This is a genomic window from Waterburya agarophytonicola KI4, assembly GCF_020640915.1.
GTDB classification, from domain to species: domain Bacteria; phylum Cyanobacteriota; class Cyanobacteriia; order Cyanobacteriales; family Xenococcaceae; genus Waterburya; species Waterburya agarophytonicola.
Genome location: NZ_JADWDC010000011.1, coordinates 51,216 through 75,286, shown reverse-complemented (window position 1 = coordinate 75,286; position 24,071 = coordinate 51,216). Strand labels below are relative to the sequence as shown.

At 38.9% G+C, this 24,071-nt stretch carries 24 protein-coding genes and 1 pseudogene; 8 read left to right on the top strand and 17 right to left on the bottom strand.

Features of this window, described 5'->3' with window-relative positions:
• Positions 1-3: 3 nt before the first annotated feature.
• Entirely contained in the window at positions 4-465 is a 462-nt protein-coding gene (locus tag I4641_RS06755) for a gamma-glutamylcyclotransferase family protein (protein WP_229639714.1), read from the bottom strand.
• Here I4641_RS06755 and xth point away from each other — a divergent pair.
• Positions 465-1,247 (top strand): exodeoxyribonuclease III, encoded by a 783-nt coding sequence (xth, locus tag I4641_RS06750; protein ID WP_229639713.1) that lies wholly within the window; start codon positions 465-467, stop codon positions 1,245-1,247. The two genes, I4641_RS06755 and xth, sit on opposite strands and share 1 nt — an antisense overlap.
• A 188-nt stretch (positions 1,248-1,435) precedes the next feature.
• Here xth and I4641_RS06745 read toward each other — a convergent pair whose 3' ends face one another.
• Both I4641_RS06745 and rppA read right to left on the bottom strand, forming a co-directional pair.
• Positions 1,436-3,232, bottom strand: a complete 1,797-nt coding sequence (locus I4641_RS06745; RefSeq protein ID WP_229639712.1) for a choice-of-anchor Q domain-containing protein — start codon at positions 3,230-3,232, stop codon at positions 1,436-1,438.
• 345 nt (positions 3,233-3,577) lie between these two features.
• Positions 3,578-4,255 carry a two-component system response regulator RppA gene (gene rppA, locus I4641_RS06740; protein ID WP_229639711.1) on the bottom strand — a complete coding sequence of 226 codons (678 nt, stop codon included), beginning with the start codon at positions 4,253-4,255 and terminating at the stop codon, positions 3,578-3,580.
• A gap of 64 nt (positions 4,256-4,319) precedes the next feature.
• On the opposite strand from rppA, the gene I4641_RS06735 reads away from it, so the two are divergent.
• Complete coding sequence (locus I4641_RS06735) at positions 4,320-5,501, top strand: aldo/keto reductase (RefSeq protein ID WP_229639710.1); 1,182 nt, start codon at positions 4,320-4,322, stop codon at positions 5,499-5,501.
• Between the two features lie 46 nt (positions 5,502-5,547).
• Here I4641_RS06735 and I4641_RS06730 read toward each other — a convergent pair whose 3' ends face one another.
• The 4 genes from I4641_RS06730 to I4641_RS06715 all read right to left on the bottom strand — a co-directional run bounded on the left by I4641_RS06730 (position 5,548) and on the right by I4641_RS06715 (position 8,469).
• The gene (locus tag I4641_RS06730) at positions 5,548-6,315 is read right to left on the bottom strand and encodes a ChaB family protein (RefSeq protein WP_229639709.1); all 768 of its coding nucleotides are present in this window, start codon (positions 6,313-6,315) and stop codon (positions 5,548-5,550) included.
• 66 nt (positions 6,316-6,381) lie between these two features.
• Complete coding sequence (locus tag I4641_RS06725; protein WP_229639708.1) at positions 6,382-6,921, bottom strand: Dps family protein; 540 nt, start codon at positions 6,919-6,921, stop codon at positions 6,382-6,384.
• Between the two features lie 135 nt (positions 6,922-7,056).
• Complete coding sequence (locus I4641_RS06720; RefSeq protein WP_229639748.1) at positions 7,057-7,944, bottom strand: YihY/virulence factor BrkB family protein; 888 nt, start codon at positions 7,942-7,944, stop codon at positions 7,057-7,059.
• 138 nt (positions 7,945-8,082) lie between these two features.
• Positions 8,083-8,469 carry a polysaccharide deacetylase family protein gene (locus I4641_RS06715; protein WP_229639707.1) on the bottom strand — a complete coding sequence of 129 codons (387 nt, stop codon included), beginning with the start codon at positions 8,467-8,469 and terminating at the stop codon, positions 8,083-8,085.
• 44 nt (positions 8,470-8,513) lie between these two features.
• Here I4641_RS06715 and I4641_RS06710 point away from each other — a divergent pair, with 44 nt between their 5' ends.
• Complete coding sequence (locus I4641_RS06710; RefSeq protein WP_229639706.1) at positions 8,514-8,762, top strand: hypothetical protein; 249 nt, start codon at positions 8,514-8,516, stop codon at positions 8,760-8,762.
• A 37-nt stretch (positions 8,763-8,799) separates the two neighbouring features.
• Here the strand turns inward: I4641_RS06710 and I4641_RS06705 are convergent, their stop codons facing one another.
• The gene (locus tag I4641_RS06705) at positions 8,800-9,669 is read right to left on the bottom strand and encodes an SDR family oxidoreductase (protein ID WP_229639705.1); all 870 of its coding nucleotides are present in this window, start codon (positions 9,667-9,669) and stop codon (positions 8,800-8,802) included.
• 125 nt (positions 9,670-9,794) lie between these two features.
• On the opposite strand from I4641_RS06705, the gene I4641_RS06700 reads away from it, so the two are divergent.
• Complete coding sequence (locus I4641_RS06700; protein ID WP_229639704.1) at positions 9,795-10,016, top strand: type II toxin-antitoxin system HicB family antitoxin; 222 nt, start codon at positions 9,795-9,797, stop codon at positions 10,014-10,016.
• Between the two features lie 19 nt (positions 10,017-10,035).
• Here I4641_RS06700 and cruG read toward each other — a convergent pair whose 3' ends face one another.
• Both cruG and I4641_RS06690 read right to left on the bottom strand, forming a co-directional pair.
• Positions 10,036-11,208 carry a 2'-O-glycosyltransferase CruG gene (cruG, locus tag I4641_RS06695; RefSeq protein ID WP_229639703.1) on the bottom strand — a complete coding sequence of 391 codons (1,173 nt, stop codon included), beginning with the start codon at positions 11,206-11,208 and terminating at the stop codon, positions 10,036-10,038.
• 45 nt (positions 11,209-11,253) lie between these two features.
• Positions 11,254-12,318, bottom strand: a complete 1,065-nt coding sequence (locus I4641_RS06690; RefSeq protein WP_229639702.1) for an ABC transporter ATP-binding protein — start codon at positions 12,316-12,318, stop codon at positions 11,254-11,256.
• Positions 12,319-12,400: 82 nt separating this feature from the next.
• Between I4641_RS06690 and panB the strand changes: the two genes are divergently transcribed.
• A complete protein-coding gene (gene panB / locus I4641_RS06685) occupies positions 12,401-13,180 on the top strand; it encodes a 3-methyl-2-oxobutanoate hydroxymethyltransferase (protein WP_229639701.1) in 780 nt (259 codons plus the stop codon).
• A gap of 34 nt (positions 13,181-13,214) precedes the next feature.
• On the top strand, positions 13,215-14,120 hold the full coding sequence (gene trhO, locus I4641_RS06680; protein WP_229639700.1) for an oxygen-dependent tRNA uridine(34) hydroxylase TrhO: 906 nt from the start codon (positions 13,215-13,217) through the stop codon (positions 14,118-14,120).
• Here the strand turns inward: trhO and I4641_RS06675 are convergent.
• Positions 14,117-15,376 (bottom strand): bifunctional sterol desaturase/short chain dehydrogenase, encoded by a 1,260-nt coding sequence (locus tag I4641_RS06675; protein WP_369426733.1) that lies wholly within the window; start codon positions 15,374-15,376, stop codon positions 14,117-14,119. The two genes, trhO and I4641_RS06675, sit on opposite strands and share 4 nt — an antisense overlap.
• Positions 15,377-15,624: 248 nt before the next feature.
• Here I4641_RS06675 and I4641_RS06670 point away from each other — a divergent pair, with 248 nt between their 5' ends.
• Positions 15,625-17,058, top strand: a complete 1,434-nt coding sequence (locus tag I4641_RS06670; RefSeq protein ID WP_229639698.1) for a glycosyltransferase family 2 protein — start codon at positions 15,625-15,627, stop codon at positions 17,056-17,058.
• Positions 17,059-17,147: 89 nt separating this feature from the next.
• Here the strand turns inward: I4641_RS06670 and hisA are convergent, their stop codons facing one another.
• Together hisA and I4641_RS06660 are read right to left on the bottom strand one after the other, a co-directional pair.
• Positions 17,148-17,918, bottom strand: a complete 771-nt coding sequence (gene hisA, locus I4641_RS06665; protein ID WP_229639697.1) for a 1-(5-phosphoribosyl)-5-[(5-phosphoribosylamino)methylideneamino]imidazole-4-carboxamide isomerase — start codon at positions 17,916-17,918, stop codon at positions 17,148-17,150.
• A gap of 19 nt (positions 17,919-17,937) precedes the next feature.
• Entirely contained in the window at positions 17,938-18,822 is an 885-nt protein-coding gene (locus I4641_RS06660; RefSeq protein ID WP_229639696.1) for a carbonic anhydrase, read from the bottom strand.
• Positions 18,823-19,151: 329 nt separating this feature from the next.
• Here I4641_RS06660 and I4641_RS06655 point away from each other — a divergent pair, with 329 nt between their 5' ends.
• On the top strand, positions 19,152-19,961 hold the full coding sequence (locus tag I4641_RS06655) for an FkbM family methyltransferase (protein WP_229639695.1): 810 nt from the start codon (positions 19,152-19,154) through the stop codon (positions 19,959-19,961).
• 12 nt (positions 19,962-19,973) lie between these two features.
• Here the strand turns inward: I4641_RS06655 and I4641_RS06650 are convergent, their stop codons facing one another.
• The 4 genes and pseudogenes from I4641_RS06650 to I4641_RS06635 all read right to left on the bottom strand — a co-directional run.
• The gene (locus I4641_RS06650; RefSeq protein ID WP_229639694.1) at positions 19,974-20,702 is read right to left on the bottom strand and encodes a rhomboid family intramembrane serine protease; all 729 of its coding nucleotides are present in this window, start codon (positions 20,700-20,702) and stop codon (positions 19,974-19,976) included.
• 79 nt (positions 20,703-20,781) lie between these two features.
• A pseudogene (locus I4641_RS06645) lies at positions 20,782-20,880 on the bottom strand (NAD(P)-dependent oxidoreductase); the annotation flags it as partial.
• A gap of 8 nt (positions 20,881-20,888) precedes the next feature.
• Positions 20,889-21,380, bottom strand: coding sequence for a chemotaxis protein CheW (locus tag I4641_RS06640; RefSeq protein WP_229639692.1), 492 nt, complete (start codon positions 21,378-21,380; stop codon positions 20,889-20,891).
• A gap of 11 nt (positions 21,381-21,391) precedes the next feature.
• A partial coding sequence (locus I4641_RS06635) for a hybrid sensor histidine kinase/response regulator (protein ID WP_229639691.1) occupies positions 21,392-24,071 on the bottom strand: 2,680 nt, incomplete at its 5' end.

Below are 24,071 nucleotides of genomic sequence, written 5' to 3'. Positions count from 1 at the left end.
TTATTAAAAACTCGTCCACCAATTTGATTCGACTAAGATTCCTTTGTATTCTCTGATTTTTTCTGGAGTCATAAAATAAGCCCAGGCTAAATCTATCAATTGATCCTCTAAACTATAAACTGAAACTAAGAGTCGATAATATTCATTTAAGCCAGATTTTCTTTGGGGTTGATAGCCTTCTAGTCGATCTAAACTAGCCAAAATATCAGAATTTTTGCAGGTTAATAATATTCCTCTTACTTTATTATTCCCCTCTACCATTGCAGGATAACCAATAGGTAAAGCATATAAAATACCTTTGGTATAAGCGATCGTTTGAGATTCTACATAACCATTGCAATAATGAGAATAATTGGCTTCTCCTGGTTTTAGAGTGCCATAAACAAAAACTTTGAGGGTAGATGCTTCGGGTTTCATTGCATAATTAATATCTGAAGCATTAATTATAGTAAGGATTTTAGGCATTGAGAGTAGCTACTTGGAACGTTAATTCAATTCGGAGTCGTCAGCAAATTGTCATTGACTGGCTACAACAACATCAGGTAGATGTGCTTTGTTTGCAAGAAACCAAGGTTCAAGACCATCAATTTCCGCGATCGCCTTTTGAAGATTTGGGTTATAAATTATATATATCTGGTCAAAAGTCCTATAATGGCGTAGCTATTTTTAGCTTGAAACCTCTAGAAAAAGTTAGCTGCGGTTTTAGTCCTATTATTGGTGATATTGCAGCAGATTTTGACGAACAAAAGCGAGTGATTAGCGGTATTTTAGATGGCGTTCGCATTGTTAATCTCTATGTTCCTAATGGCTCATCTCTCGGTAGCGATAAATATGAATATAAATTAAGCTGGTTAGAGTTGCTCGGTCAATATCTCCAAAAACTGCAAACTGAAAAACGAGAAATATCTGTCTGTGGAGATTTTAATATTGCTCTAGAAGATAAGGATATATATACTGCCAAAAATAGGGAAAAACATATCATGTCTTCCCCTGTAGAAAGAGAAGCTTTGAACAAAGTATTGGCATTAGGTTTTCAAGATGTTTTTCGTAAATTCAACCCAGAAGAAGGACATTTTAGTTGGTGGGATTATCGTGCTGGTGGTTTTATTCGCAATCGTGGCTGGCGTATAGATCACCATTATTTAACAGATAAACTATACCAACAAGCAATTAAATGCTGGATCGATCCCGAACCGAGAAAATTAGAAAAACCCAGCGATCATACTCCTGTAATTCTAGAATTTTAATTGTTCAGTCTTTATTCTTCATTTTCTTTCCACAAGCGACTTAATTTATCTCGCATCGCTTCTAAAGCTTGTTGCTTTTTTGTACAGTCAGTACTCTATGTAAATATTTTAGAAATTAGGCATCTCGCGATCGCTTAACATAAAACTAAAAAGCGATCGCTTTGACCGTAGAAAAAGATTTTAAGAAATTAAGCTATTAAGCTATTTAAAATCTCGCCAAACTCGGCTGATACTGACGAATCAGCAGGAATTTCCCTTGGTGGTGTAATGGGATCTGATGGAGGTGGTACGATAGGATTGCTTGCTCCTACTAAGGGTTCGACATAGAAACCAATTCCGCCATTACTTTCTAGTTGATAGTCTGGTAAGTTTGCGAGGACACTATCTCTTTCTTCTGCCGAAGGGGTATAGAAGTGAGCGTCAATAATTGGGTTATAAAAGCGATATAAAGGAGTGGTATTTTCTTGTGCTTCGGTATAACCATAATATGCCACTCCCTCTAATTGATAGTTGGGTAGGTTGGCAGAAATACTATCTCGCTCGACTTCGGAAATAGTATAAAGATGAACTCCCGTATTAGTATTGAAAAAGCGATAGACAGGTGCAACCCCCGTCAAAGAGTCGGATTCGGGAGCAGAAATATACGAACCACCTTCAAAATTGTATTGAGGTAAATTTTCTGCAACGTTATCCCTTTCGGCTTCTGATGTAGTGTAGAAATGTACGCCCACATCAGTATTGAAAAAGCGATAGACAATATCTCCTTCTAAAACATCGTCACCATTTTCAGGATCGGGGTTATTCTCAGGGGGAGTGTCGGGATTATTTTCAGGAGGAGTATCGGGGTTATTGTTAAGATCTTCTTCCGTGAGAACAAACTCATAAGCACCAAGATCGACGGTGTCCTTAGCAATTCTGGCATTACCAACTAAATCCGTACTAATACCTTCAATTGCACCATTGTTCCCCCCATCAACAGCAGGAGAATCTGCTTGTAGACTATAGTTATTATTCTCAGGATCGACAAATAAAGGATCGGCATCAATAATTCCTTGTCCCGCACCATCAAAACCACCCTGGACAATACTTTGATTGATGGTTATCAAATCGTCTTCAATTACGATTGCTTCACCACTTCCAACAGGATTCTGTCCGACAATACTGTTGTCGATCTCAATCCCATCTCCACCCGATATATTGAAAGTGCCAACTGCTGATGCGATATCGGCTTGGTTTTCCGCAAAGGTACTATTGGTAATACTCAGATTAGAAGTATCCCGATTGAAAAAGTTATTCGCGATCGCCCCACCATAATCTGCTCGATTATTAACGAAAAGGGAATTGGTAATTTCTCCTGTAGAATTAGCGGAATAGAATCCACCACCATTATCATTGGCATTGTTATTGAAAAAAGCCACATTACTCAAATTTACGTTAGAGGATGAAAAACTCGCTCCTCCACCATTATTAAGAGCAAAATTATTGGCAACAATCAGGTTTCTCAATTCGGCATTAGTGCCTCCATCAGAGTAAATACCACCTCCTTCGCTACGACTTCTAACATCGGCTTGTCCGTCAGTAATGGTAAAACCATCAAAAATAGTAAAGAAGGAGGTATCTGAAATATTAACGACGTGATAGCTATTGTCAGAGCGATCTCCTGGATTACCAATATTACCGCTGAGGATTACTTGATTGTTAATCCAGTCTCGTTGAGATAATTCGGTTTCGCCTCCTGCAAAACCACCATAGACTTCAGTACCTGTTTTAATCGTAAAAGATACATCCCGATCGCCATCAGTAGTAGGTAAATAAGTCCCTGCTGCTACCCAGATTTGGTCTTCTGTTTGAGATGCTGCTATGGCTGATTGTAAGTCTGTATAGGCATTATCCCAGGATGTTCCGTTGTTATTTCCTGTGGCGTTTTGGTTGACATAGATAATTCCCCCAGGATTATTTATGTTGATGCCATTTTCTTCATTCATGGTAAAAAGCTCTTTGATTGAGATAGATTAATAAAAATTATTTTCGGTCGCTATTGAAGTTACAATTGACCTTCTATGTTTTAGGTTTGATATTAATAATTTATGTAATCAAAGTAAATCCAGTATCACCCTAAATTGCTTGGCGGAGTAAAATATAGTACATGGAAAAGCTTCTATTTGAAGAATATATGTGCTTGGTAAACCTCAAAAACGACATATATTTTGTTAAACGCCAGTAATTCTCATTTTGAAGAAAAAAAAATAGACACAGAAATACTCTCTCAACTGAAAAAAGATCCGTTCAATAAATTGGGACGGTTTTACGCTTCACTATCGTAATTGATTCTATGAATTGCCAAGACGATAACCTTTGCCATATACAGTATGAATTAATTGAGCTTCGCCCTTAATTTCAACCTTGCGTCGTAACAAACGTACCAAAGCAGCCAAAACATTACTACTCGGTTGTTCTTCTGCTTGCCATAAATAACTATAGATCTCCTCGTGGGTCAAAAGTTGATCGCGATGCTGCATAAAATAAGTTAATAACTTAACCTCCTTCTCTGAAAGATCGATCGCCTTCCCTCTACGATAAGCTAGCTGATTTTCCACATCTAACTCCAAATCAGCAACTTTTAAGCGATCGCTTATATTAGTTTCAGAACTATTACGACGCAATAAAGCCCTCACTCTAGCTAATAATTCTCTTAATTCAAAAGGCTTGACCAGATAGTCATCCGCCCCCGCATCCAAACCATCAACGCGATCGTCTATAGTATCTTTGGCAGTGAGAAATAATACTGGCGTATCGATAGAATGCGATCGCACTTCGCGACAGATTTCCAATCCTGATTTTCCTGGCAACATCCAATCTAAAACCAACAGATCGTATTGACTTTTTAATGCCAATTCCATTCCTACCGCACCATTATCGGCAATGTCTACCTGATATCCTTCTTGTAATAAAATTCGACTCAAAGGATCGCTTAATTCGATTTCATCATCAACTAAAAGTATTTTCATAAATGGTTTATCTTGATTATCTTGGTTGAAAACGTAAAAATAAAAGAAAGATACTAGTTTGATTATGCAATATCGGCGATTTGGTCGTACAGAATTACAGATGCCCGTTTTTTCCTGTGGAGGTATGCGGTATCAATATAAGTGGCAGGATTTGCCCCAATCTGAAATACCCGAAGCTAATCAACACAACCTAGAAGCCACAATACATCGAGCTTTTGACTTGGGCATCAATCATATCGAGACAGCCAGGGGTTATGGTAGTTCAGAAATGCAGTTAGGGCAAGTATTACCTCATTTACCTAGAGAGAAATTAATCTTTCAAACCAAAGTATCTCCCAAAAGCGATCCTTTAGAATTTCGCCGTCAATTCCAGCAATCTCTTAACTTTTGCCAATTGGAATACGTCGATCTTTTGGGGCTACACGGTATTAATAACGAAGAGACATTGCATAATAGCGTGCGCCCTGGAGGATGCTTGGATGAGGCGAGAAAATTACAAGCAGAAGGAAAAGTCCGTCATATAGGTTTTTCTACCCACGGATCGACCAAAATCATCACTAAAGCGATCGAAACGGGAGAATTTGATTATGTAAATCTCCATTGGTATTACATCAATCAATGGAATTGGTCGGCAATAGAAGCAGCCAAGAGACATGACATGGGCGTATTTATTATTTCTCCTTCCGACAAAGGGGGACATCTTTATAACCCTCCGCCAAAATTAGTCGAGTTGTGTCAGCCTCTCAGTCCGATGGTGTTTAACGATTTGTTTTGTCTTTCCCATCCTGAAGTCCATACCCTCAGTTTGGGTGCATCTAAACCATCAGATTTTGACGAGCATCTCAAGGTACTGTCTTTATTAGATCGAGCGGATCGAATATTACCGCCTATTTTAGAACGTCTGGAACAGGCAGCGATCGCCGTGTTAGGTAAAGACTGGTTGGAAAATTGGCAAAAAGGGCTACCAAGCCATGAAGACACCCCGAATAATGTCAATATTCAAGTTATTTTATGGTTGCGTAATTTAGCTCTCGCTTATGACATGATTGAATACGGTCAAGCAAGATATAACCTATTAACAAACGGCGGTCACTGGTTTCCTGGAAATAAAGCGAATAATGTTGCCCAACTAGATTTTAATTCTTGTCTGTCTGCGAGTCCTTATAAAAAAGAGATACCCAAGTTATTAGCCGAAACGGATGGCATTCTTGGTGGCGCACCCGTTCAGCGTCTTTCTCAAAGTTGATTAACGAGGGTTTGAGCTTACTTGTTAGTTAAGTAGGTAAACGAAATTAAGTGGTTACTTTTTCTTTTGACCAAATGCCATTGTCGTCTTCATCATACTTATCTTTAATTTCTGTCCAAGCTTGTTGTTCTGCTTTAGTTTCATCGTTAGTTTCATCTAAAACTTTGTTGTAGCTGGCGATAAAGTCTTGCTGGGCTGCTTCTGATAAATGAGAGCGTATTTCGGGAGATAGGTCATCGACTCCATTACATCTGCCAGTGCAAGGACGAGGTAAGGTAGATTCGTTGACGTGAATTTCTTCACCCCCTGCACTTTCAATTAATAGTTGATATTCTCCAGACTTATCGGCGGGAACTTCTGCCATTAATAAGAATTCTCCTGCTTTGACGCGAGTTTCATAAACTGCTGCCTTTTCCTTGGGCATACCCAAGGTGGCTAAGGCAGAGGCTAACCCCGCACCAGCACTACCTGCGATCGCCCCAGAGGCTGCTCCCAATAGTACCGAAGTGATGGGTCCCGCTGCGACTACCGAACCAAGGAAGGGGATAAACAGCACTCCCATACCAGTAAACAAACTGAGAAGAGAGCCGAATAAAGAGCCGAATACCGCCCCAGTACGCAAACCACCCAGAATTACATCTTTCTTAGAAATAAAGCCAGCAATACGGGTTTTGGACTCGAAATTTTGACCCATCAGGGAAATATGATCTGAGGGTACACCGCGATCGATCAGACGACGAACTACCTTATCTACTTGTTGTTCTTCTTTTAATACTGCGGTAATGGTACGTTCTGCTTTGTATTCTTCTGCCATTTGATTAAACTTTTCTTTAACTAAATTTTGTTTATAGTATTTTTGGGGAGTGTTTATTTTTTCTGATTAGACATTTACTGCGGGTTTGGTTTCTGTTCCAGTTAGATTACCACTACTATCCAAACCTTCTCCTTCAAGGAAAGAACGTAACATCCAGGCCATTTCTTCATGCTGTTCCATTAGCCCTGTTAAGAAGTCAGCAGTACCTTCGTCGTGGAACTGTTCGCCACACTTATCAATGTCTTCTCTCAAGTTGCGAATAACTTGTTCGTGATCCTGTACCAAACGAGCCACCATTTCGTTGGCGGAGGGAAGATCGTTGGGATGTTCTTTGAGAGAACCATATTCTATAAATCCTGCTGCTGTGCCGAGGGGATAGCCACCTAATTGGCGGACTCTTTCTGCTGTGGCATCAATATTTAAAGTGATAGCGTTGTAATGTTCTTCCCAAAGTGTGTGTAGAGTGCGGAACTGAGGCCCAATAACATCCCAGTGATATTTTTTGGTTTTAATAATTAGTAAATATTGATCTGCTAAGTCTCTGTTTAATAGTTCAATTACCCCGTGACGCTGTTCTTCGGTCAATCCAATATTTAAGTTAGGCATAAAATTTTACTTCAAATAACTTCATCTTCATTAGACCAATTAAATTGGCGATCGCGCATCTGTAAGAAGAAAGAATATTTTATTTGTAACTCTTACCTGAGATATACCTATTAAGTTAGATAAGAGATTGAGGTTTTAAAAGGATTTGCTCGCTTCGGCATGACTATCTGGACGAATCTTTTGGCCGTATTTACGAGCGTATACTTGAGTAAATTCTGCTCCAAATAGGAGAATTTGAGCCGAATAAAACACCCAAGCTAAAAAGACAATTAGAGATCCAGCAGCACCATAAGCAGAACCAAAGCTACCTCTACCTAGATATAAACCGATGAAGAATTTACCTGTTGTAAACAGTATGGCAGTGATAATTGCTCCTACCCAAACATCTTTCCAACGAATTTTGACATCGGGAAGATAATAATAAATCAAGGCAAACAGTAAAGAGATAAAGCCGAAGGAAATAGCAAAGTTAAGTAATTGCCAAATAGGAGTTAATCCTGGAAGCAGATTGATTTCTAGCTTTCCAATTCCCGATAACATTGCACTGAGGACTAAAGACACTAGTAATAAAAAACCAATTACTAATACCATGCCGAAAGATAGCAATCGTTTGCGAATAAATTCTCCGATACCCGCACCAGGTTTTACTTTCACATCCCAGACTGTATTTAATGCTTCTTGAAGTTGAGCAAATACTCCAGAAGCACCAATGAGTAGAATGACTACACTGATTATCGAAGCAACACCGCTTAATTGTGGTCGATCTGCATTGGCTAAAGCTGTTTCAATTGCTTTTGCTCCTTGATCGCCAACTAAATTATTGATTTGAGCGACAATTTCTCCTTGGGCTGCATCTTGACCAAAAACCGCCCCTGCAATTGCGATCACAATCACTAACAAAGGTGTAATTGAAAAGACTGTATAGTATGCTAGTGCTGCTGCCAATAAGGAAACTTTATCTTCTTGCCATTCTTTAAATGCTTCTTGTAGAAGCTTAAAAGTCGCTCGGATTCTGATATTCATTAAATAATACAAAATTATATACTTGTGCATAATCTTGCATATTTTTTTAGCGATCGCATCTAGCCAGAGAAGTACTTCATGACTAATAGTCATTTGTGACAAGGTATTCCAAAGTACTTTGTCACGAATGACGCATAACTAATCAAAAAGCTCGCTCAAGGTAACGACACGGTAATTTTTTTGTCTCAAATCTTCTAAAATTGTTTTAAGTGCGACTGCCGTATTATTTGCCACCCGAATTGAATTGGCGTGAAAGACTAAAATAGCCCCAGGGAAAATCATTTGTTTGGCATACATAGCAGTTAACCAAGGATGGGAAATCGAGTCAAAAGTATCAAAAGGAATCATCGAAGCGAGTACTAGTTGGAGATCGTAATCATCTTCAGCGGTTAAATTGGCGATCGCTTTGAGCATTGTTTGGTTATAAAAACCTCTCCCAGGACGATACCAGCGAATAATTTGGTTGTCTGTTAGTTCTAATAATTTAGGACTTACGCATCGTACAAAATTACTATATTTTGACAAGATATTAGTTTTATTGGAATAAATAATTAATCGGAAAAAATAATATGTTGCCTATCGTTCGCAATCTGATTACAGTTGGAGAATCCGTTAATTTTAATACGGCAACTAATGAAGAATTAGCTTTAGCTTACAGCGAAATCTTACCTCCTAATTCTAAAGAATTAATGGGATTGAGGAAAAAACTGGCGCGAATCAAGTCTAGTTTAGTCAAATCTCCCAATATGGGTTGGTCGCAATTCGGAAGTTTGCTGGGTCGAGAATTTCAAGAGTCTCTTTATAAATCGGAAAAATAAATCTAGCTGTTTTTGTGATAGTAAGCCCATCAACAAACTATTGTATTGCTTTTAACTCTTGCTTTAAAGACAAGGGTTGATAGCCAAGGGCAAAAGCTTTGCTATTATCTAAAGAAGTATCGGGCGATCGCTTTGCTACCATTTTTACATCTGCTTGTTTGCCTGGTTTAATTAGCTCTTTAGGTAAGCTCAAGATATCTGCTAACAATAAGCCAAACTGATAACGGGATATTCTTTCTTTTCCTCCCAAGTGTAATATTCCTTTTATTTCTTGTTCGATTGCCAACAATAAACCAGCCGATGCAGTAGTCGCACTAGCGGGAGTACGAAATTCATCGGTAAATAAATTGATTGCTTTTCCCTCTTTTAAATTACTAATCATTCCTTGAATAAAGCTAGGAGAAACAGGAGAAGCCCGTCCAAACATTAAGGGCATTCTACATAAGGCAAGATCCTCAGTGATTTCGCTCATCTTTGTTTCAGCAGTTACTTTTTGTTCTCCGTAATAACAAATAGGAGAAACGGGGTCGCTTTCTTTATAAAAAGGATTTTTTCCATCAAAAACTAAGTCAGTAGAAGTAAAAGCACAGGGGATCTTATATTCATTACATAAACGAGCAATATTAATCGACGCAGTAACATTAATTGCATAGGATTCTTCGGGATAAGTTTGACAAAAATTAGGCTTGGCAGCAGCAGCAGTGTGAATTACAGCATCGGGTTTAATTGTCTTAAACACTTCTGCTATCTCTTGATACTTCCTAAGATCGCTCTTAAATAAATTTACTTTAGGCAGGTTAACTTTTTGACTAAAATAAGTTCCAGATACTTCCCACTGTTGGGAAGCAGTTTGACACAAATTCCAACCCAAAAAACCGCTTGCTCCCGTTACTAGTAATTTTTTCATCAGTTTTTTTAATTAATGTTTTGACCAATAGTAATTGACTAATGCCCAATGCAACAACAGAGGTTATAACAGAGATGATAGTTAAACGTCCGTTACTTTTTTGTAGTTTGGGGAAGTTAATAATAATGAATGATAATTACTCAATCGTGATTCAATGGTCGCAAAAAGATAATTGTTTTGTTGCCAGCCTTCCAGAATGGAATAATCAAAATACTCATGGAGAGTCTTACGAACAAGCTCTCGACAAAGCGCAACAAGTCCTGGCTTATTTGATTAAATCATCTCTATCCCAAGGCAAATCCTTACCCAAAGCCAGAACCTTCCAGATTAAATCTGTTGCTCAATAGTCAGTCTTGATTTACTATTTCACAAATAACTCCTTCCTCGCCATTTTGTTGGCTTGTTGAGGGAGGATAAAAAGATGCGTAAGACTGCTGGGATATCGGCAAAAGGAGATAGCCAAAAGAAAAAGGAAGATCCAGAATAGGAAGGAGCGATCGCTATTAACATTCCGTAACGTAATAAAGACAAAAAAGCATTTAAACTAAATATGGTTACTATTGTGGGGTAGGTGTTGCCAAAATATAATAACCAAGCACTCAACAACAGCATTGGTAGAGGTAAAGCCTGGACGCACAAAAGAAATAATAGATCGCCCCATACTTGAGAGGAGTTCGCAGCATCTTTAAGGTCGAGGGATCGCCCCCATTCATGCCAAGTTTCTTTTGCTCCCTGATACATTCTGACTTTAATCGTCTTCGAGCCATCGAAAAAGCCTACTTTATAACCAGCCGTTGCAATGTTGCGAGCTAAGGTAACATCATCGCAAAACGAACCCGCAGCAGTGGTATAGCCATCAAGCTTTGCCAATACCGAACGACGGCACAAAAAACACTGTCCGTTTGCCATTACTCGACTGGAACTACTCGCATCAACTCCTGCCGACTCAAAACGAAATAGCAGCGTCATCAAGAGTGCGGGCTGCAAACACCATTCCCCTGGATATTGCAAAATAAACTGGGGTGCTAAAGAAACCATATCGTAGCCTTCCGCTTCTGCTACCCTAACGATACTAGCAATTAAGCCTGGTTGTGGTTCGGTATCCGCATCCAAACCCAAAAACCACTCGCTATGCTTTGATATGTTTAAATATCCCGTATGTAAAGCCCAAGGACGACCAACCCATCCAGGGGGGAGAGTATCGTCTGTCATAACACGAAATCGAGGATCATTTTGTTGCGCTGTCACCACTAAATCAGGGGTACCATCTTGAGAATTGCTATCTACGACAATAACTTCTCGTAGTTCGTAACTTTGACGACTCAAACCTGCCAAACAAGGACTAATTCTTTCAGCTTCATTGAGAGTGGGTACAACAACACTTACTTTTCCCATGAGATCGGGATCTGCTACTTGGGGTAACAAAGGAGATCGTCTTTTTGCTCCTTTGAGTAAGCGAGATAACAAAATTGCAGTAGCTACTATTTGAGATAGCAAAACAAAAAACGCCAACACATACCAAAAATCAGCATAATTCATGTAAAAAATTCTTATTAGTTGTTGATAATCAATAAAGGATACTTTTCAGCCAAGGCGATCGCCTGTTTCCAGGTCGAACCAATGAATTTTACTAGGGTTGAGAGCGAGGGAAATAGTTTTATCTTGCCAATCTTCCTCCCTGGATAACAATGCTCTAATCGTTTTTTCGGAGTTATTAATTTTGATACTGACTAAATTTTCTTTACCCAATTGTTCGACTAAATAAACTCGACCCATGATAGTTGTTTCTGCTTCATTAGAGGCAATGGTTACATCTTCTGGGCGAATTCCCAAGACGATCCGAGTTGGATTGTTGGCAAATCTAGGTAAAGCTAGTTGATATTCTCCTAAGATTGCTCTGTTTTCTTGACAAGAGAGGTTGAGTAGATTCATTTGGGGACTACCAACAAAACTAGCGACAAACTCGTTAGCAGGATGGGAATAAATGCGACTGGGGGGATCTAATTGTTGGATCGTACCCTGATTTAGCACTGCCACTTTAGTAGAAAGAGTCATGGCTTCGGTTTGGTCGTGGGTAACATAAACTACAGGCTTGTTTTGCTCCTTGAATAACTGTTTCATTTGCGCTCTAACTTGTTCCCGTAATAGAGCATCCAAATTACTTAAAGGCTCGTCCAATAAAAAAACTTCAGGATCGCGGACTAAAGCTCTGGCTAAGGCTACTCTTTGTCTTTGTCCTCCAGACATTTGCCCTGGTTTGCGATTGAGTAAACTAGTTAATTCTAACTTTTGAGCAGCTTCGTTGACTCGCCGTTTAATTTCATCTACGGGCATTTTACGCAATTTTAAAGCAGTAGCTATATTTTCTGCTGCGGTCATGTGGGGATAGAGGGCATAACTTTGAAATACCATAGCCATATTGCGATCGCCTGGAGGGGTGCGATTGACGTTTTTTTCTCCAATAATCACCTGTCCTTTAGTGGGAGCTTCTAAACCTGCAATCAACCGCAATAATGTCGATTTTCCACATCCTGAAGGACCTAGTAGAGTCAAAAACTCGCCGTCATTAATTTCTAAAGAGATATCTTTAACAGGAATAACATCAGGACGATATTTTTTTTGGAGATTTTGTAAGGTTAGTTTTGCCATATGCTGATTAATATTTCAATTAAATTAACTTCTACAATGGGAAAATAGCAGAGCAAATTTATTAGATCCAGCTTAGATCGCAATGGCAGTAACTATACAGCAATTAATTAAATGGAAACAAACAGGGCGATCGATTATTTCCCTGACAGCTTGGGACTATAGTTTGGCAGAGATATTAGATCTAGCAGGAGTTGATCTAATTTTGGTAGGTGATTCTTTGGCAATGGTTGGCTTGGGATACGATAGTACTTTGCCCGTCACCCTCGATGAAATGATTCATCATGCCAAAGCAGTCTGTCGGGGGGTTAACCGTGCGTTAGTCGTCTGCGATCTTCCCTTTATGAGCTATCAAGTTAATCTCGATCGCGCCATCGAAGCAGCAGGAAGAGTCCTCAAAGAAACAGGTGCATCTGGGATTAAAATAGAAGGCGGACATCCTAAAATGTTGGAGATAGTTAGAGAGTTGACTGCTATTGGTATTCCTGTTATGGGTCATGTGGGCTTGACTCCCCAATCATTTCGGGTATTGGGTTACAGACAACAGGGAAAAACTGAAAAGGAAGCTAATTTGATTGTCGATCACGCCGTCGCCCTAGAACAAGCGGGAGCATTTTCGATTATCTTGGAACATATTCCCCAGGATCTGGCAGCCACCATTACTGATAAGCTGGCAATTCCTACTATTGGCATTGGTGCGGGAAATAAATGTGATGGACAAGTGTTAGTAACTGCCGACTTTTTGGGTTTATCGGCAAAACAACCGCCCTTTGCTAAATCTTATGTCAATCTACGGCAAGTAATTACTAGTGCGGTAGAAGAGTTTACTACCGAAGTTCGAGACCAAAAATTTCCTCCTGCTTAGGGTGTTGCAGATTAAATGACCAATGTTAAATGACATGACTTATCTTATTGCTACTTTTTATAAATTTGTGACCATTACTGGCTTAAAAACTAAAAAAGCAGAGATTTTGGCTTTGTGTCGAAAATTAGGGGTTAAAGGTACGATTATCTTGGCACAAGAGGGCATTAACGGCACGATTTCAGGAAGCCAAAAAGCGATCGCCGATGTTTTAGCTTATCTCCGTAGTCTGGAAAATTTGGCAGATCTAGAACACAAAGAATCTACATTCCAAAAGCTACCTTTTTCTAGATTAAAAGTAAAAATTAAATCAGAAATAGTTACTCTTGGTTTGCCAGAAGTCAACCCCAACCAACAAGTAGGTACTTATGTCGATCCTCAAGATTGGAATAAGATTATTAGTGATCCTGAGGTAGTGGTAATAGACACGAGAAATGACTATGAAGTAGAAATAGGCAGCTTTCAACGAGCAAAGAACCCCAATACGGAATCTTTTCGCGAATTTCCTGAATATATAGAGGGCAATCTCGATCCCACTCAACATCCCAAGGTAGCGATGTTTTGTACTGGAGGAATTCGTTGCGAAAAAGCCTCTTCTTATATGCTTTCCCAAGGATTCAAAGAGGTGTATCACCTCAAAGGGGGTATTCTTAAATATCTTGAAAATGTATCTCCTGAAGAGAGTATGTGGGAGGGAGAATGTTTTGTTTTTGACGAAAGAGTCGCAGTCAAAGAAGGATTAGAACCTGGAAGTCACCAGCTTTGTTATGGTTGCGGGCATCCCATATCAGAAGAAGATAAACAATCTCCCCATTATGAATCAGATATTTCCTGTCCCCACTGTTACCATCAACTAACTCCAGAAAAAAAAGCCCGTTTAGAAGATCGTCGCCGACAACGGGAATATCTGAAAAAGGCTGGGAAATTAGGAAAGGGATTTTAATGTTTGTTGGTTGGGTTGCTAAAAAGGCGGAAGTAGTTGGCAACGCAGAATTCTTTGATGGGGAAAAGAATATAGGTTAAGGGATTGATCGTAACGATGATGTTGCGAACATCTCTTTTTGCTAGATTGACAATTTGCTTGGCTACCCAGTCAGCAGACATTACCCCGACAGGATTGAGCTTACTTTTAAATGGTCCTAATATTAGTTTGCGTATAACACAGGGGGCATCTAAACGACTCATGGTAACAATATCCCCTGTCGCTCTTTTACTCAACTCATATAAAGGACTCAAAGCGGGATTTACCTCCGCCTCGGAGGTATTAACCCAGATTTCTTTTCTAATTTTATCGCGATCGCTTTTAATGGTTTTATAGAACGCTTCTATCAATCGTAGAGTGGAAAAGGTATTAATTTCATAAGACTTGGCGATCGCATCTCCATCTCTTTCTCCGTAAACATTAATCCCGTGATTGATAATCAAAATATCAATTTTATCTAGTTGAGCGATTAATTCTGCTTCTTTGCCAATTTCCCAAGATATAGTAGTAATGGGTAACTCCTCTCCTGAAAGATGCAAACTAATCTCTTTTGGGGAAGAAGTTAAGGCGGTAACTTTTGCCTCTGCTAAGTGCAATTGAGTCAATAAAGCCCTACCTAGAGTACCCGAAGCCCCAGTAACTGCAATACGTTTGTTTTTTAGAGATAGTGCCGTACCGAGTAACTTATCGATTAATGTTAGAGTGCCAGAAAAATAAGCATCTTGGTTATCAAAATGATGTCGCCAATGATAGGGACGATTGACAAACCACTTGGAAGGTAAACTAGTAAACTCCCCTGGGCGATGAGTCAGATCTGTCAACTCGTCTACCATCGGCATACCCATCCCGCGAGCGATCGCGCCGAATAAAAAAGTGAGAGTATATAAAGATCCCGCCCCAGCCGTCCATTGAGGGGCGATCTCCCAAGTATGCACAATACCCCAGGGTAAAATACTAAACACCAGCATTACCAGGGATTCTGGCACATCATTGTACCAATGAGCCTGACGATAAATAGTATCGCTCACCACCGATAGATCGCGACGAAAAACTTTGTGATGCCAAACGTGGAGGCGATATAAAGGTTGCCACAAATGGGATAGAGTATGATACAAATCCCTGACTATTTCGACCCACAATACTGAAGCCAAAGCGATCGCCAACGCGGTGATTGGATAAGCTCCTTGTAAAGCAGCATCCCTCAACGCCAATCCCATTTCCACACTATTCATCATGTAACAATTTTGTTATAAATTTAACTTAAATTAAAACTCTTCAATATTATCGCCGATTAATCTCATCAAAAAAAGGTGAATAAACCAGAAAAAATTGGATCTAATACATTAAATATTAAATCTTAGTTAATAAAGTTTACAAATTTAGATACAATTGAGCCAGCGAGATTGTACGATAGACGCGATCTCGATTCTATAAACCCCAGGGTAGGAATAATAAAATAATAATTATGGCAGAGAATTATTGGCGCGAAAAAGAATCAGAATCAGAATTTGACCCCATTAATTCTCTCCTCTCTGAATTATCAGACTCTGAAGATGCGGAAGCAGAATTTCGGGCTGATTTTTTTCAGGGTTTAGCAGGGCGCAGGCAAAAAGCTGCTTTTCTGTTGCTGGTTATTTGGATCGTTACTATCTCTCTGCATTTAGTCTCTTGGGGATCTTGGTTTGTCTTGGGCTTTGCTGGTTTAGTAGGCATTCAGATCTTGCGCTATCTCTTCGCCAAACCAGATATTTCTCACATTCTTCTGCCTTTAGAAGATTCAGCATCTGTTCCTAAAGTATCTTTGTTAGTTGCAGCCAAAAATGAAGAAGCTGTGATTAGCAATTTAGTAGCAATGCTTTGTAACTTAGACTACCCTGGGGATAAATACGAAATTTGGGCGATAGACGATCGCAGTACTGATAATACCCCCGCAATTCTCGATCGCCTCGCCGCAGAATACCCTCAACTAAAAGTCGTCCATCGTGCTGCTAATGCTGGGGGTGGTAAATCTGGGGCGTTGAATCAAGTTGTCCCCCAAACTTTTGGCGATATTATCGGGGTATTTGATGCCGACGCTAAGGTTTCTCCTGACTTACTCAGAAAAGTTGTTCCTTTGTTTGCCGAGTCTAGAGTAGGTGCGGTACAAGTAAGAAAAGCGATCGCCAACGAAACCGAAAATTTTTGGACTAAAGGACAAGCAGCAGAAATGGCACTAGATAGCTACGTCCAACAACAACGTATTGCGGTAGGGGGTATTGGTGAATTACGGGGTAACGGTCAATTTGTCAGTCGCAAAGCATTAAATAGCTGTGGTGGTTGGAATGAAGAAACGATCACCGACGATCTAGATTTAACCATTCGCTTGCATTTAGATAATTGGAAGATAGGTTTACTTTCAACTCCTGCTGTGTACGAGGAAGGCGTAACTGATACTATTTCTCTTTGGCATCAGCGCAACCGTTGGGCAGAAGGAGGCTATCAACGCTATCTCGACTACTGGCGTTATATATTTGGCACGCCGATGGGTTTTGGCAAAAGAATTGACTTATTATGCTGGATGTTTCTGCAATATATCGTCCCCGCAGCTAATGTACCAGATGGTATCATGGCGATCGCCCGTCATCGTCTGCCAGTTTTAAGCCCCATAACGGTATTATTATTTGCCTGGGGTTTCACAGGAATATTCCGTGGTTTGGTCAGAATTAATCTTGCAGAAGGTAAGTCTTTTAATATAGCAACACTGCTTGAGATTACTTGGAAGTCATTACGGGGTTTAATTTATATGGTTCACTGGCAAGTGGTAATGTTGAGTATCACCGCTAGAATGTCTATTCGTCCTAAAAGGCTTAAGTGGGTTAAAACTGTTCATGAAGGAAGGACTAGTTTTAATAACGGATAGTAAGCTATTTGATTATTGGTTATTGGTCTGGGAAAAGGGAAAAGGGAAATAAGATGTGGTACTTAGTTTCATGACATATTCGACTAATATTAAGCAATAGAGCTTCCCGTATTAGGAGGAACATCTTGCCAACGCCCATCTCCAACTGCCCGTACGGCTTCTTTGAGGCTAACATCTCCAGTATAAATCGCTCGACCGACGATCGCGCCAGTTACTCCAATAGATTCTAAACTCAATAGGCTCAATAAATCAGTTAAAGAACTTACTCCTCCTGAAGCTATTACGGGTATATCGATGGACTCGGCTAGTTCTCGTAATGCATCCATGTTGGGTCCTGCAAGCGTACCGTCACGATGGATATCTGTATAGATAATTGCTGCTGCACCTTCTTTTGCCATACTAGCAGCTAATTGGGTGGCTTCTATTTCAGAAGTTTCTAACCAGCCTCTAGTAGCTACCTTACCATTACGAGCATCGATACCTACCACAATGCGATTGGGGAATTCGTTACACAATTGAGTGACTAATGCTGGTTTTTCAACCGCTACAGTACCCAAAATAGCTCTTTGTACCCCTGTGTCTAATAGTCTAGATACTCCGTCGCGATCGCGCAAACCGCCCCCCACTTGTACGGGAATATCAATCGCTTTAGCGATCGCTTCTATCACGGATAAATTAACTGATTTTCCTGATTTTGCTCCATCTAAATCTACTACATGAAGTCTAGTTGCTCCTTCTGATGCCCATTGACGAGCAACTTCGACGGGGTTCTTGCTAAATGTCGAAGCTTGATTATAGTCTCCTTGATATAGACGAACGCATTTACCGCCCAATAAATCGATTGCTGGGATAACTTCCATAATATTTTATTTTATTGCTTTAAACTTTAGAATAAATCTTTTCTGCCCAAAGCTGTACCGACTCAGAAAAGAGAGAATGATAGTTTTGTAGTTCGATGTTATTCATGCCCATCCGTCGTGCCTTATCAAACAATCTTACCAGCGATCGCGTTGCTTCTTTGGCTGCACTTTCGGTTTCAGGAGATATTTTCAATAATGCTTCTAATTCTTTCTTGATGGGAACTACTGCGGTATTGTCACCGCAAGATACATAGGATCTGACTGTATCATCATCATCTAATAGCTGTCCTTCAGGAGGAATATATGTATGCGTCCGAGCATCATAAGCTAGAACTTTGCCTGTTTCGACATTATAAATCCAAGCATATATTTTCAACCTACCTTGATGGAGTCTGGATCTGATAATGGGATAGGTTTTGAGGTTATCAATTTGAATTAAAACGTTTTCTGCCACCAAAACTTCAATCAGATCGTCTCCTTCATAATGAGGATAAGTTTCCTGCACCATACGACGAGTTGACTCGGCATGTTTGAGCCAGTCATAAACCAAGGGCATATCTTTTTGAAGTTTATTGAGCTTCAACAATCCCTTCATCGCACCACAATTGGAGTGTCCGCAGATGACTATTTGTTCGATATTTAAGGCATTAATGGCATATTCAATTGTTCCGCCTTCACCACCATTAGCTGCACCGTAGGGAGGGATAATATTACCCGCGTTGCGAATTACAAAAAGTTCTCCAACATCAGTATCGGTAATTAAGTTAGGAGCTACTCTAGAATCGGAACAGGTAATAAATAGAACTCTGGGGGTTTGACTATGAGCAAGCTGCCCCAAAAGCTCTTGATGGCTATCAACATATGTTTCCCTAAACTTATCTAGACCGCGAATTAACTTTTTCACTCTTTTCCTAATCCGTATTCAAAACCGTAGTTCCTATTATCGGATAAAAGCAGTAAAGATTAAGCCGATCTTAAAATTTTTTTAGCTACAGGACTTTAAAATCGGTTATGTCAACTATTTAAAATACTCATATTCCTTGGTATGACATCAATACGTAGTTTCTCGATTTAAAGAAAATTCACTTTGTAACTAATTAACTCTGCTGCATAGGTCAATTTCAAATGACATAGATAAACACATAAATTAATCTATCCTCTCTAAGTTATTTTTGACACCTTATGATGTTAGTAGAAACATGCAAACTATTTTCAAGTTTAGGATACAAAACAATGAATAAGATATTACGTTCTTTGTTATTGCGATCGCCCAAAACTTACGAGTTAATTCACAATTTAAAAAACAAACATTTTATTAACTTCTATTTAGGAAAAGTACACGAGCCAGATTTTAATGCTTTTAAATTAATTTGCCAAAATCAACCTCAGCTTTTTGTCGATATTGGGGCAAATGTAGGTATGTCTGCCCTGTCTTTTTTTACCCTAAAATCTAATGCACGAGTAACATCTTTTGAACCAAATCCCCTCAATTATCCCTATCTAGATAAGTTAGCAGCCAGATTTGCCAATTTTCAATATTTACCTGTAGGAATAGGAGAAAAACAGACATCTCTAGATTTTTATTATCCTGTTTATAATGGAAAGGTGATGACTGCTTTGGGGTCGTGTGATCGCCAGTCGGCGGAAAGTTGGCTGAATCAGAAAACTGTTTATTTTTTCAACGAAAGCAAGTTAGAAATAGCCAAAATAAATATTGAAGTTAAAACCCTCGATAGCTTTGAATTAGAGCCAGAATTCATCAAAATAGATGTTGAAGGATTTGAATATCAAGTACTATTAGGAGCAGAAAATACGATTAATACCCATCGACCTATTTTATTAATTGAAGGTATCGCTCAAGGCGATCGCGTTCACCAGTTGCTTAAAGCATGGAGATACGATATTTATAAATTTGAGGACAATCGCTTTTATTTGAATAGTTTTGATTGTGCCAATAACTTTGTCATTCCCCAAGAAAAAACAGAGTTAATTCAGCCTTATCTTGCTTTAAATTCAGCACAAACTTTAGAACCTGTTTGTTGATTAGCGATCGCACTATTCTATTTTCAAAGAAGCATCTTTCAAAGAAGTATCGGAAGCAAACAATCCTAGTATCGGTGCTAAAATTGCCCCTGCAATGAATCCTCCTGCGTGAGCCCAATAAGCGACACCACCACTTTCCATTCCTACACTAGCAGTTACTTCAAGGGATGTAACACCATTAAAAGCCTGTTCCAAAAACCAAAAGCCGAGAAAATATACTGCGGGTATTCTAAAAATTGGAAAAAAGAAACCTAGAGGAACTAAAGTAACAATTTTCGCTTGAGGAAACTTCAATATATATGCTCCCATAACTCCTGCGATCGCGCCACTAGCACCTAAAGACGGAACATCTGACAATGCGGAAAAAAACCATTGGGCGAATACAGCTAAAATTCCACAAGATAGATAAAAAACTAGAAATTTGATTCTTCCTAATTGTTCTTCAATATTATTGCCAAATATCCACAAAAAGAGCATATTAAAAGCGATATGAGTAAATCCAGCGTGGAGAAATTGAGAAGTGATGGGAGTGACTATTTCAGGGATACTTTGATGTAAATCAACTCCGCTAAAACTACCCGTTAACTCTCTGGGGACGACCGCAAATAAATGAAAAAAGACATCTAGCCGTTCGGGGTTTAAACTAAGTTCGTAAACAAACACCAAGATATTAATTGCGATTAAAAGATAAGTAATATAAGGTGTGATTTTAATGGGGTTTTCGTCTTTTAAAGGAACCATGGTTTTAAGGAACGAGGAACGAGGAAAATTAATTGTTACTAGTGCTGATAAATCAGTACTTATTATTTACTATTTATCATTTATTTAAAGCGATCGCCTTGTCATCAATCAAATGATGGGTTTGTGGAGTTAGAGGACAGTGTAAACTAATAATATCTGACTGTTGGAGCAAAATTTCCTTTTTGATTAAATTAGTCGGGTTAAATCTAAAATAAAAATAGTTTTATTAATATTATTTTCCCCTTCGATAGCCGTCACATGACTGGCAATTTCTAGAGTATCTGCATGACGATAAGAATCGGGAATGAGGCGTATTTTTGTTGTCGCTACATCAATTAATGCAGGAGCTTCAGATACAAAAATCCCCAGTGGTTCGGTGTTTATATTTTTGGTTATTATAAAATATCCTTGATTAGAAGATACTTCGGCAAGACTAATCTTAAATAGCTTTTGATGTAGGTCTACAATAGCAACATCTCGATTATCGAAATGGGTTAGATTAACATAACTCAAACCACTACCGTGAAGGGGATTATATTTGATAACTTTTTGTACTTGCAAAATAGGCAATGCCAAGGTCAATTTTCCTATGTCAAATACCAATAATTTTATATTTATAGAAGTTTTCTTACTCTCTAATATTAATCTTGAATTAATATCTGCTGTTAAATTATTCATTACTTAATTCATTACTTACTATACTTGTTGATAAAACCATCTAGATCTTGAATAAACTTATCCTCAATATAAGGTTTTGTAAAATAACCATTCGCTCCTAAGTTAGTAGCTAAAGAACGATGTTTATCCGTACTACGAGAAGTTAACATGACGACAGGAATACCAACTAGGTTTGGTTCTTGGCGACGAGCAGTCAGAAATTCAAAGCCATTCATATTAGGCATTTCTACATCACAAATAACTAAATTAGTTTGCAAATTTTTGCGGAGTAAGTCCAGCCCTTCAAGTCCATCTCGTCCTTGTAAAACGTTATAACCTTTATTCTCCAAACTAAGAGCTAAAGTACGTCTTAATGCCGAAGAATCATCAATAATTAATAGAGTTTTTTGCTTAACTACCCTGGAACTAACTTTCTTATTATTACGATTGCTATTTTGATTGTTTAAGATCTTGTTGACTTCTAGAATAAATTCTTGTTCTACATAGGGCTTAGTAAAATAACCATCCGCACCCAGTTGTGTTGCCAAATTACGATGTTTTGCGCCACTGCGGGAAGTTAACATGAATGTGGGAATTTTAGATAGTTGGGAATCTCGACGACGCATACCCAGAAATTCAAAACCATTCATGGTGGGCATTTCTACATCACAAATAATCAAATCCAGATTGGGATGTTTGCTAAATCCATCTAGTGCATCTTTACCATCTTTCTTCTGAATAACTCGATAACCGTGCTTTTCTAAAGTCAAAGCCATAGTACGGCGCAAGGCTGTAGAGTCATCAACCACCATGATAGTTTTGGTAGATGCTATTTTATGATTAGCTGTATTATTACCATTATCGATCGCCTGTTCCTTTGATAGTTGTTCGGTTGCAAATTCACTATCAATTTCTAAGTCTGGTGCAAAATTAACCCCAGAAGCAACGGATATTACTTCTTCTCCTAAGATAGTACCGATCAAAGCTGCACCATCAAAAGTGGGAATTAGAGTTCCGTCGCCCAAAATAGTACAACCATAACTATACTGCGGCGCTGCGATCGCTTTACCATAGGGTTTAATTACTAATTCTTGCTCGCTAACCAAGCTAACTACTTCTAGGGCAAATAACTTTTGTCCCCGTCGTAGTAACAACAACGGTGCAAACCAATCTTCAGGAGAAGCAATAGTCTTAAACGCTTTACTAGTTGCATCTACATCGGGAACGGGACAATTATAGTTTAAGATCTCCTGAAGACAATAAATAGGAATGAGTTTGTTATTGAGAGACAAAAACTTTTGCTCGTTAGAAATTTTAATTTGTTCTTCTGTGGGAATAACAATTTCTTCGATACTATCAGAAGCGATCGCAAATGCAGTTGTCCCCAACGAACATACTAATAATTTAGCAATAGTTAGAGTCAAAGGTAGACGGAGAGTAAAGTTAGAACCTTCCCCAGGAGTAGAAGTAACGGTGATTTTACCCTTCAGCATTTCAATTTGCGATCGCACAATATTCATTCCTACCCCTCTACCAGATAGTTCGCTGACTTTGCTGGCGGTAGAAAATCCTGGTTCAAAAATTAAGTCATATAGTTCTTCTTTGGTTGCATTCTCCGCTTCAACAGCCGAAATCAAACCCTTCTCAATTCCTTTTTGGGCAATTTTTTCTACATCTAAACCCTTACCATCATCCTTAACTTCAATAACAGTTTGATTGCCTTGATAATAAGCATGGATTTCGATTGTACCACTAGCAGCTTTTCCTTGACTGGTGCGTATTTCAGTCGATTCAATCCCGTGATCGAAACCATTGCGTAACAAATGCAGTAAAGGATCGGATAATTTTTCTAATACTGCTTTATCTACTAATACTCCAGTTCCATTTAATTTGAGATCTACTGGTTTTTTATGCTTGGTTGATAAATCTCGAAGAGTGCGAGGAAAACGCTGTAGAATCTTATCTAGAGGTAACATTCTGACCCACATCAATTCATCTCGCATTTGTCCCAACATCTGACGCTGGCTATTAATTGTGCGATCTGACTGCTTGGCAAAAATAGTTATATCGTCAACACTTTCTTCTAGCTGTACTACTTCTTCTAAGACATTTTGAATAGAAGCATATAAACCGCTATAACTATCCATTTCTAAGGTATCAAAATCAGTCAAGTTATCTTGAGAAGTAGTTGAAGAGGATCGATCCGATACCGATAAAGAAGAATGATGCAAACTATTCGAACGTTGCTCTAAAACTATTCGATCTGATATTTCTCTTAATTTTTGAGTAACTTCCCTAAAGCGGATAAATTTCTGTCCTAATTCTGAGACGTTTTCCTGTAGTTGTTCGTTTTGCAGAGACAGACTATTACGGTTGATGGTTAACTCCCCAACCAAGTTATTCATTCTTTCCAAACGCTCTAGATCTACTTTGACAGACAATTTAGCAACAGCTTTTGGCGATTTAGCAGGTTTGACTGTTTTCGGCTGGAATACTTCAGCTTTTTTAACTGCTTTTTCGGCGGGTAAAGTTAAAGATGCGGGAGCAGTTTCAACGCTAGGGAGGCTATCAAAAATTTGTTCAATTGATTCAACAGCATCTTGTATATTTTCAGATCGAGAAGTATCTTCTACTGGTTCATCTTCGGCTACAACTGGAGTATCGGGAATTGTACCAAAAATATCATCAATATTATGATCGCTCAAAGCAGCA

Bases quoted from the DNA above. Each gene is read 5' to 3' on its own strand.
- I4641_RS06755 (WP_229639714.1), bottom strand. From the start codon at position 465: ATGCCTAAAATCCTTACTATAATTAATGCTTCAGATATTAATTATGCA.
- I4641_RS06745 (WP_229639712.1), bottom strand. From the start codon at position 3,232: ATGAATGAAGAAAATGGCATCAACATAAATAATCCTGGGGGAATTATC.
- rppA (WP_229639711.1), bottom strand. From the start codon at position 4,255: ATGAAAATACTTTTAGTTGATGATGAAATCGAATTAAGCGATCCTTTG.
- I4641_RS06735 (WP_229639710.1), top strand. From the start codon at position 4,320: ATGCAATATCGGCGATTTGGTCGTACAGAATTACAGATGCCCGTTTTT.
- I4641_RS06730 (WP_229639709.1), bottom strand. From the start codon at position 6,315: ATGGCAGAAGAATACAAAGCAGAACGTACCATTACCGCAGTATTAAAA.
- I4641_RS06725 (WP_229639708.1), bottom strand. From the start codon at position 6,921: ATGCCTAACTTAAATATTGGATTGACCGAAGAACAGCGTCACGGGGTA.
- I4641_RS06720 (WP_229639748.1), bottom strand. From the start codon at position 7,944: ATGAATATCAGAATCCGAGCGACTTTTAAGCTTCTACAAGAAGCATTT.
- I4641_RS06710 (WP_229639706.1), top strand. From the start codon at position 8,514: ATGTTGCCTATCGTTCGCAATCTGATTACAGTTGGAGAATCCGTTAAT.
- I4641_RS06705 (WP_229639705.1), bottom strand. From the start codon at position 9,669: ATGAAAAAATTACTAGTAACGGGAGCAAGCGGTTTTTTGGGTTGGAAT.
- I4641_RS06700 (WP_229639704.1), top strand. From the start codon at position 9,795: ATGAATGATAATTACTCAATCGTGATTCAATGGTCGCAAAAAGATAAT.
- cruG (WP_229639703.1), bottom strand. From the start codon at position 11,208: ATGAATTATGCTGATTTTTGGTATGTGTTGGCGTTTTTTGTTTTGCTA.
- I4641_RS06690 (WP_229639702.1), bottom strand. From the start codon at position 12,318: ATGGCAAAACTAACCTTACAAAATCTCCAAAAAAAATATCGTCCTGAT.
- panB (WP_229639701.1), top strand. From the start codon at position 12,401: ATGGCAGTAACTATACAGCAATTAATTAAATGGAAACAAACAGGGCGA.
- trhO (WP_229639700.1), top strand. From the start codon at position 13,215: ATGACTTATCTTATTGCTACTTTTTATAAATTTGTGACCATTACTGGC.
- I4641_RS06675 (WP_369426733.1), bottom strand. From the start codon at position 15,376: ATGGGATTGGCGTTGAGGGATGCTGCTTTACAAGGAGCTTATCCAATC.
- I4641_RS06670 (WP_229639698.1), top strand. From the start codon at position 15,625: ATGGCAGAGAATTATTGGCGCGAAAAAGAATCAGAATCAGAATTTGAC.
- hisA (WP_229639697.1), bottom strand. From the start codon at position 17,918: ATGGAAGTTATCCCAGCAATCGATTTATTGGGCGGTAAATGCGTTCGT.
- I4641_RS06655 (WP_229639695.1), top strand. From the start codon at position 19,152: ATGAATAAGATATTACGTTCTTTGTTATTGCGATCGCCCAAAACTTAC.
- I4641_RS06650 (WP_229639694.1), bottom strand. From the start codon at position 20,702: ATGGTTCCTTTAAAAGACGAAAACCCCATTAAAATCACACCTTATATT.
- I4641_RS06640 (WP_229639692.1), bottom strand. From the start codon at position 21,380: ATGAATAATTTAACAGCAGATATTAATTCAAGATTAATATTAGAGAGT.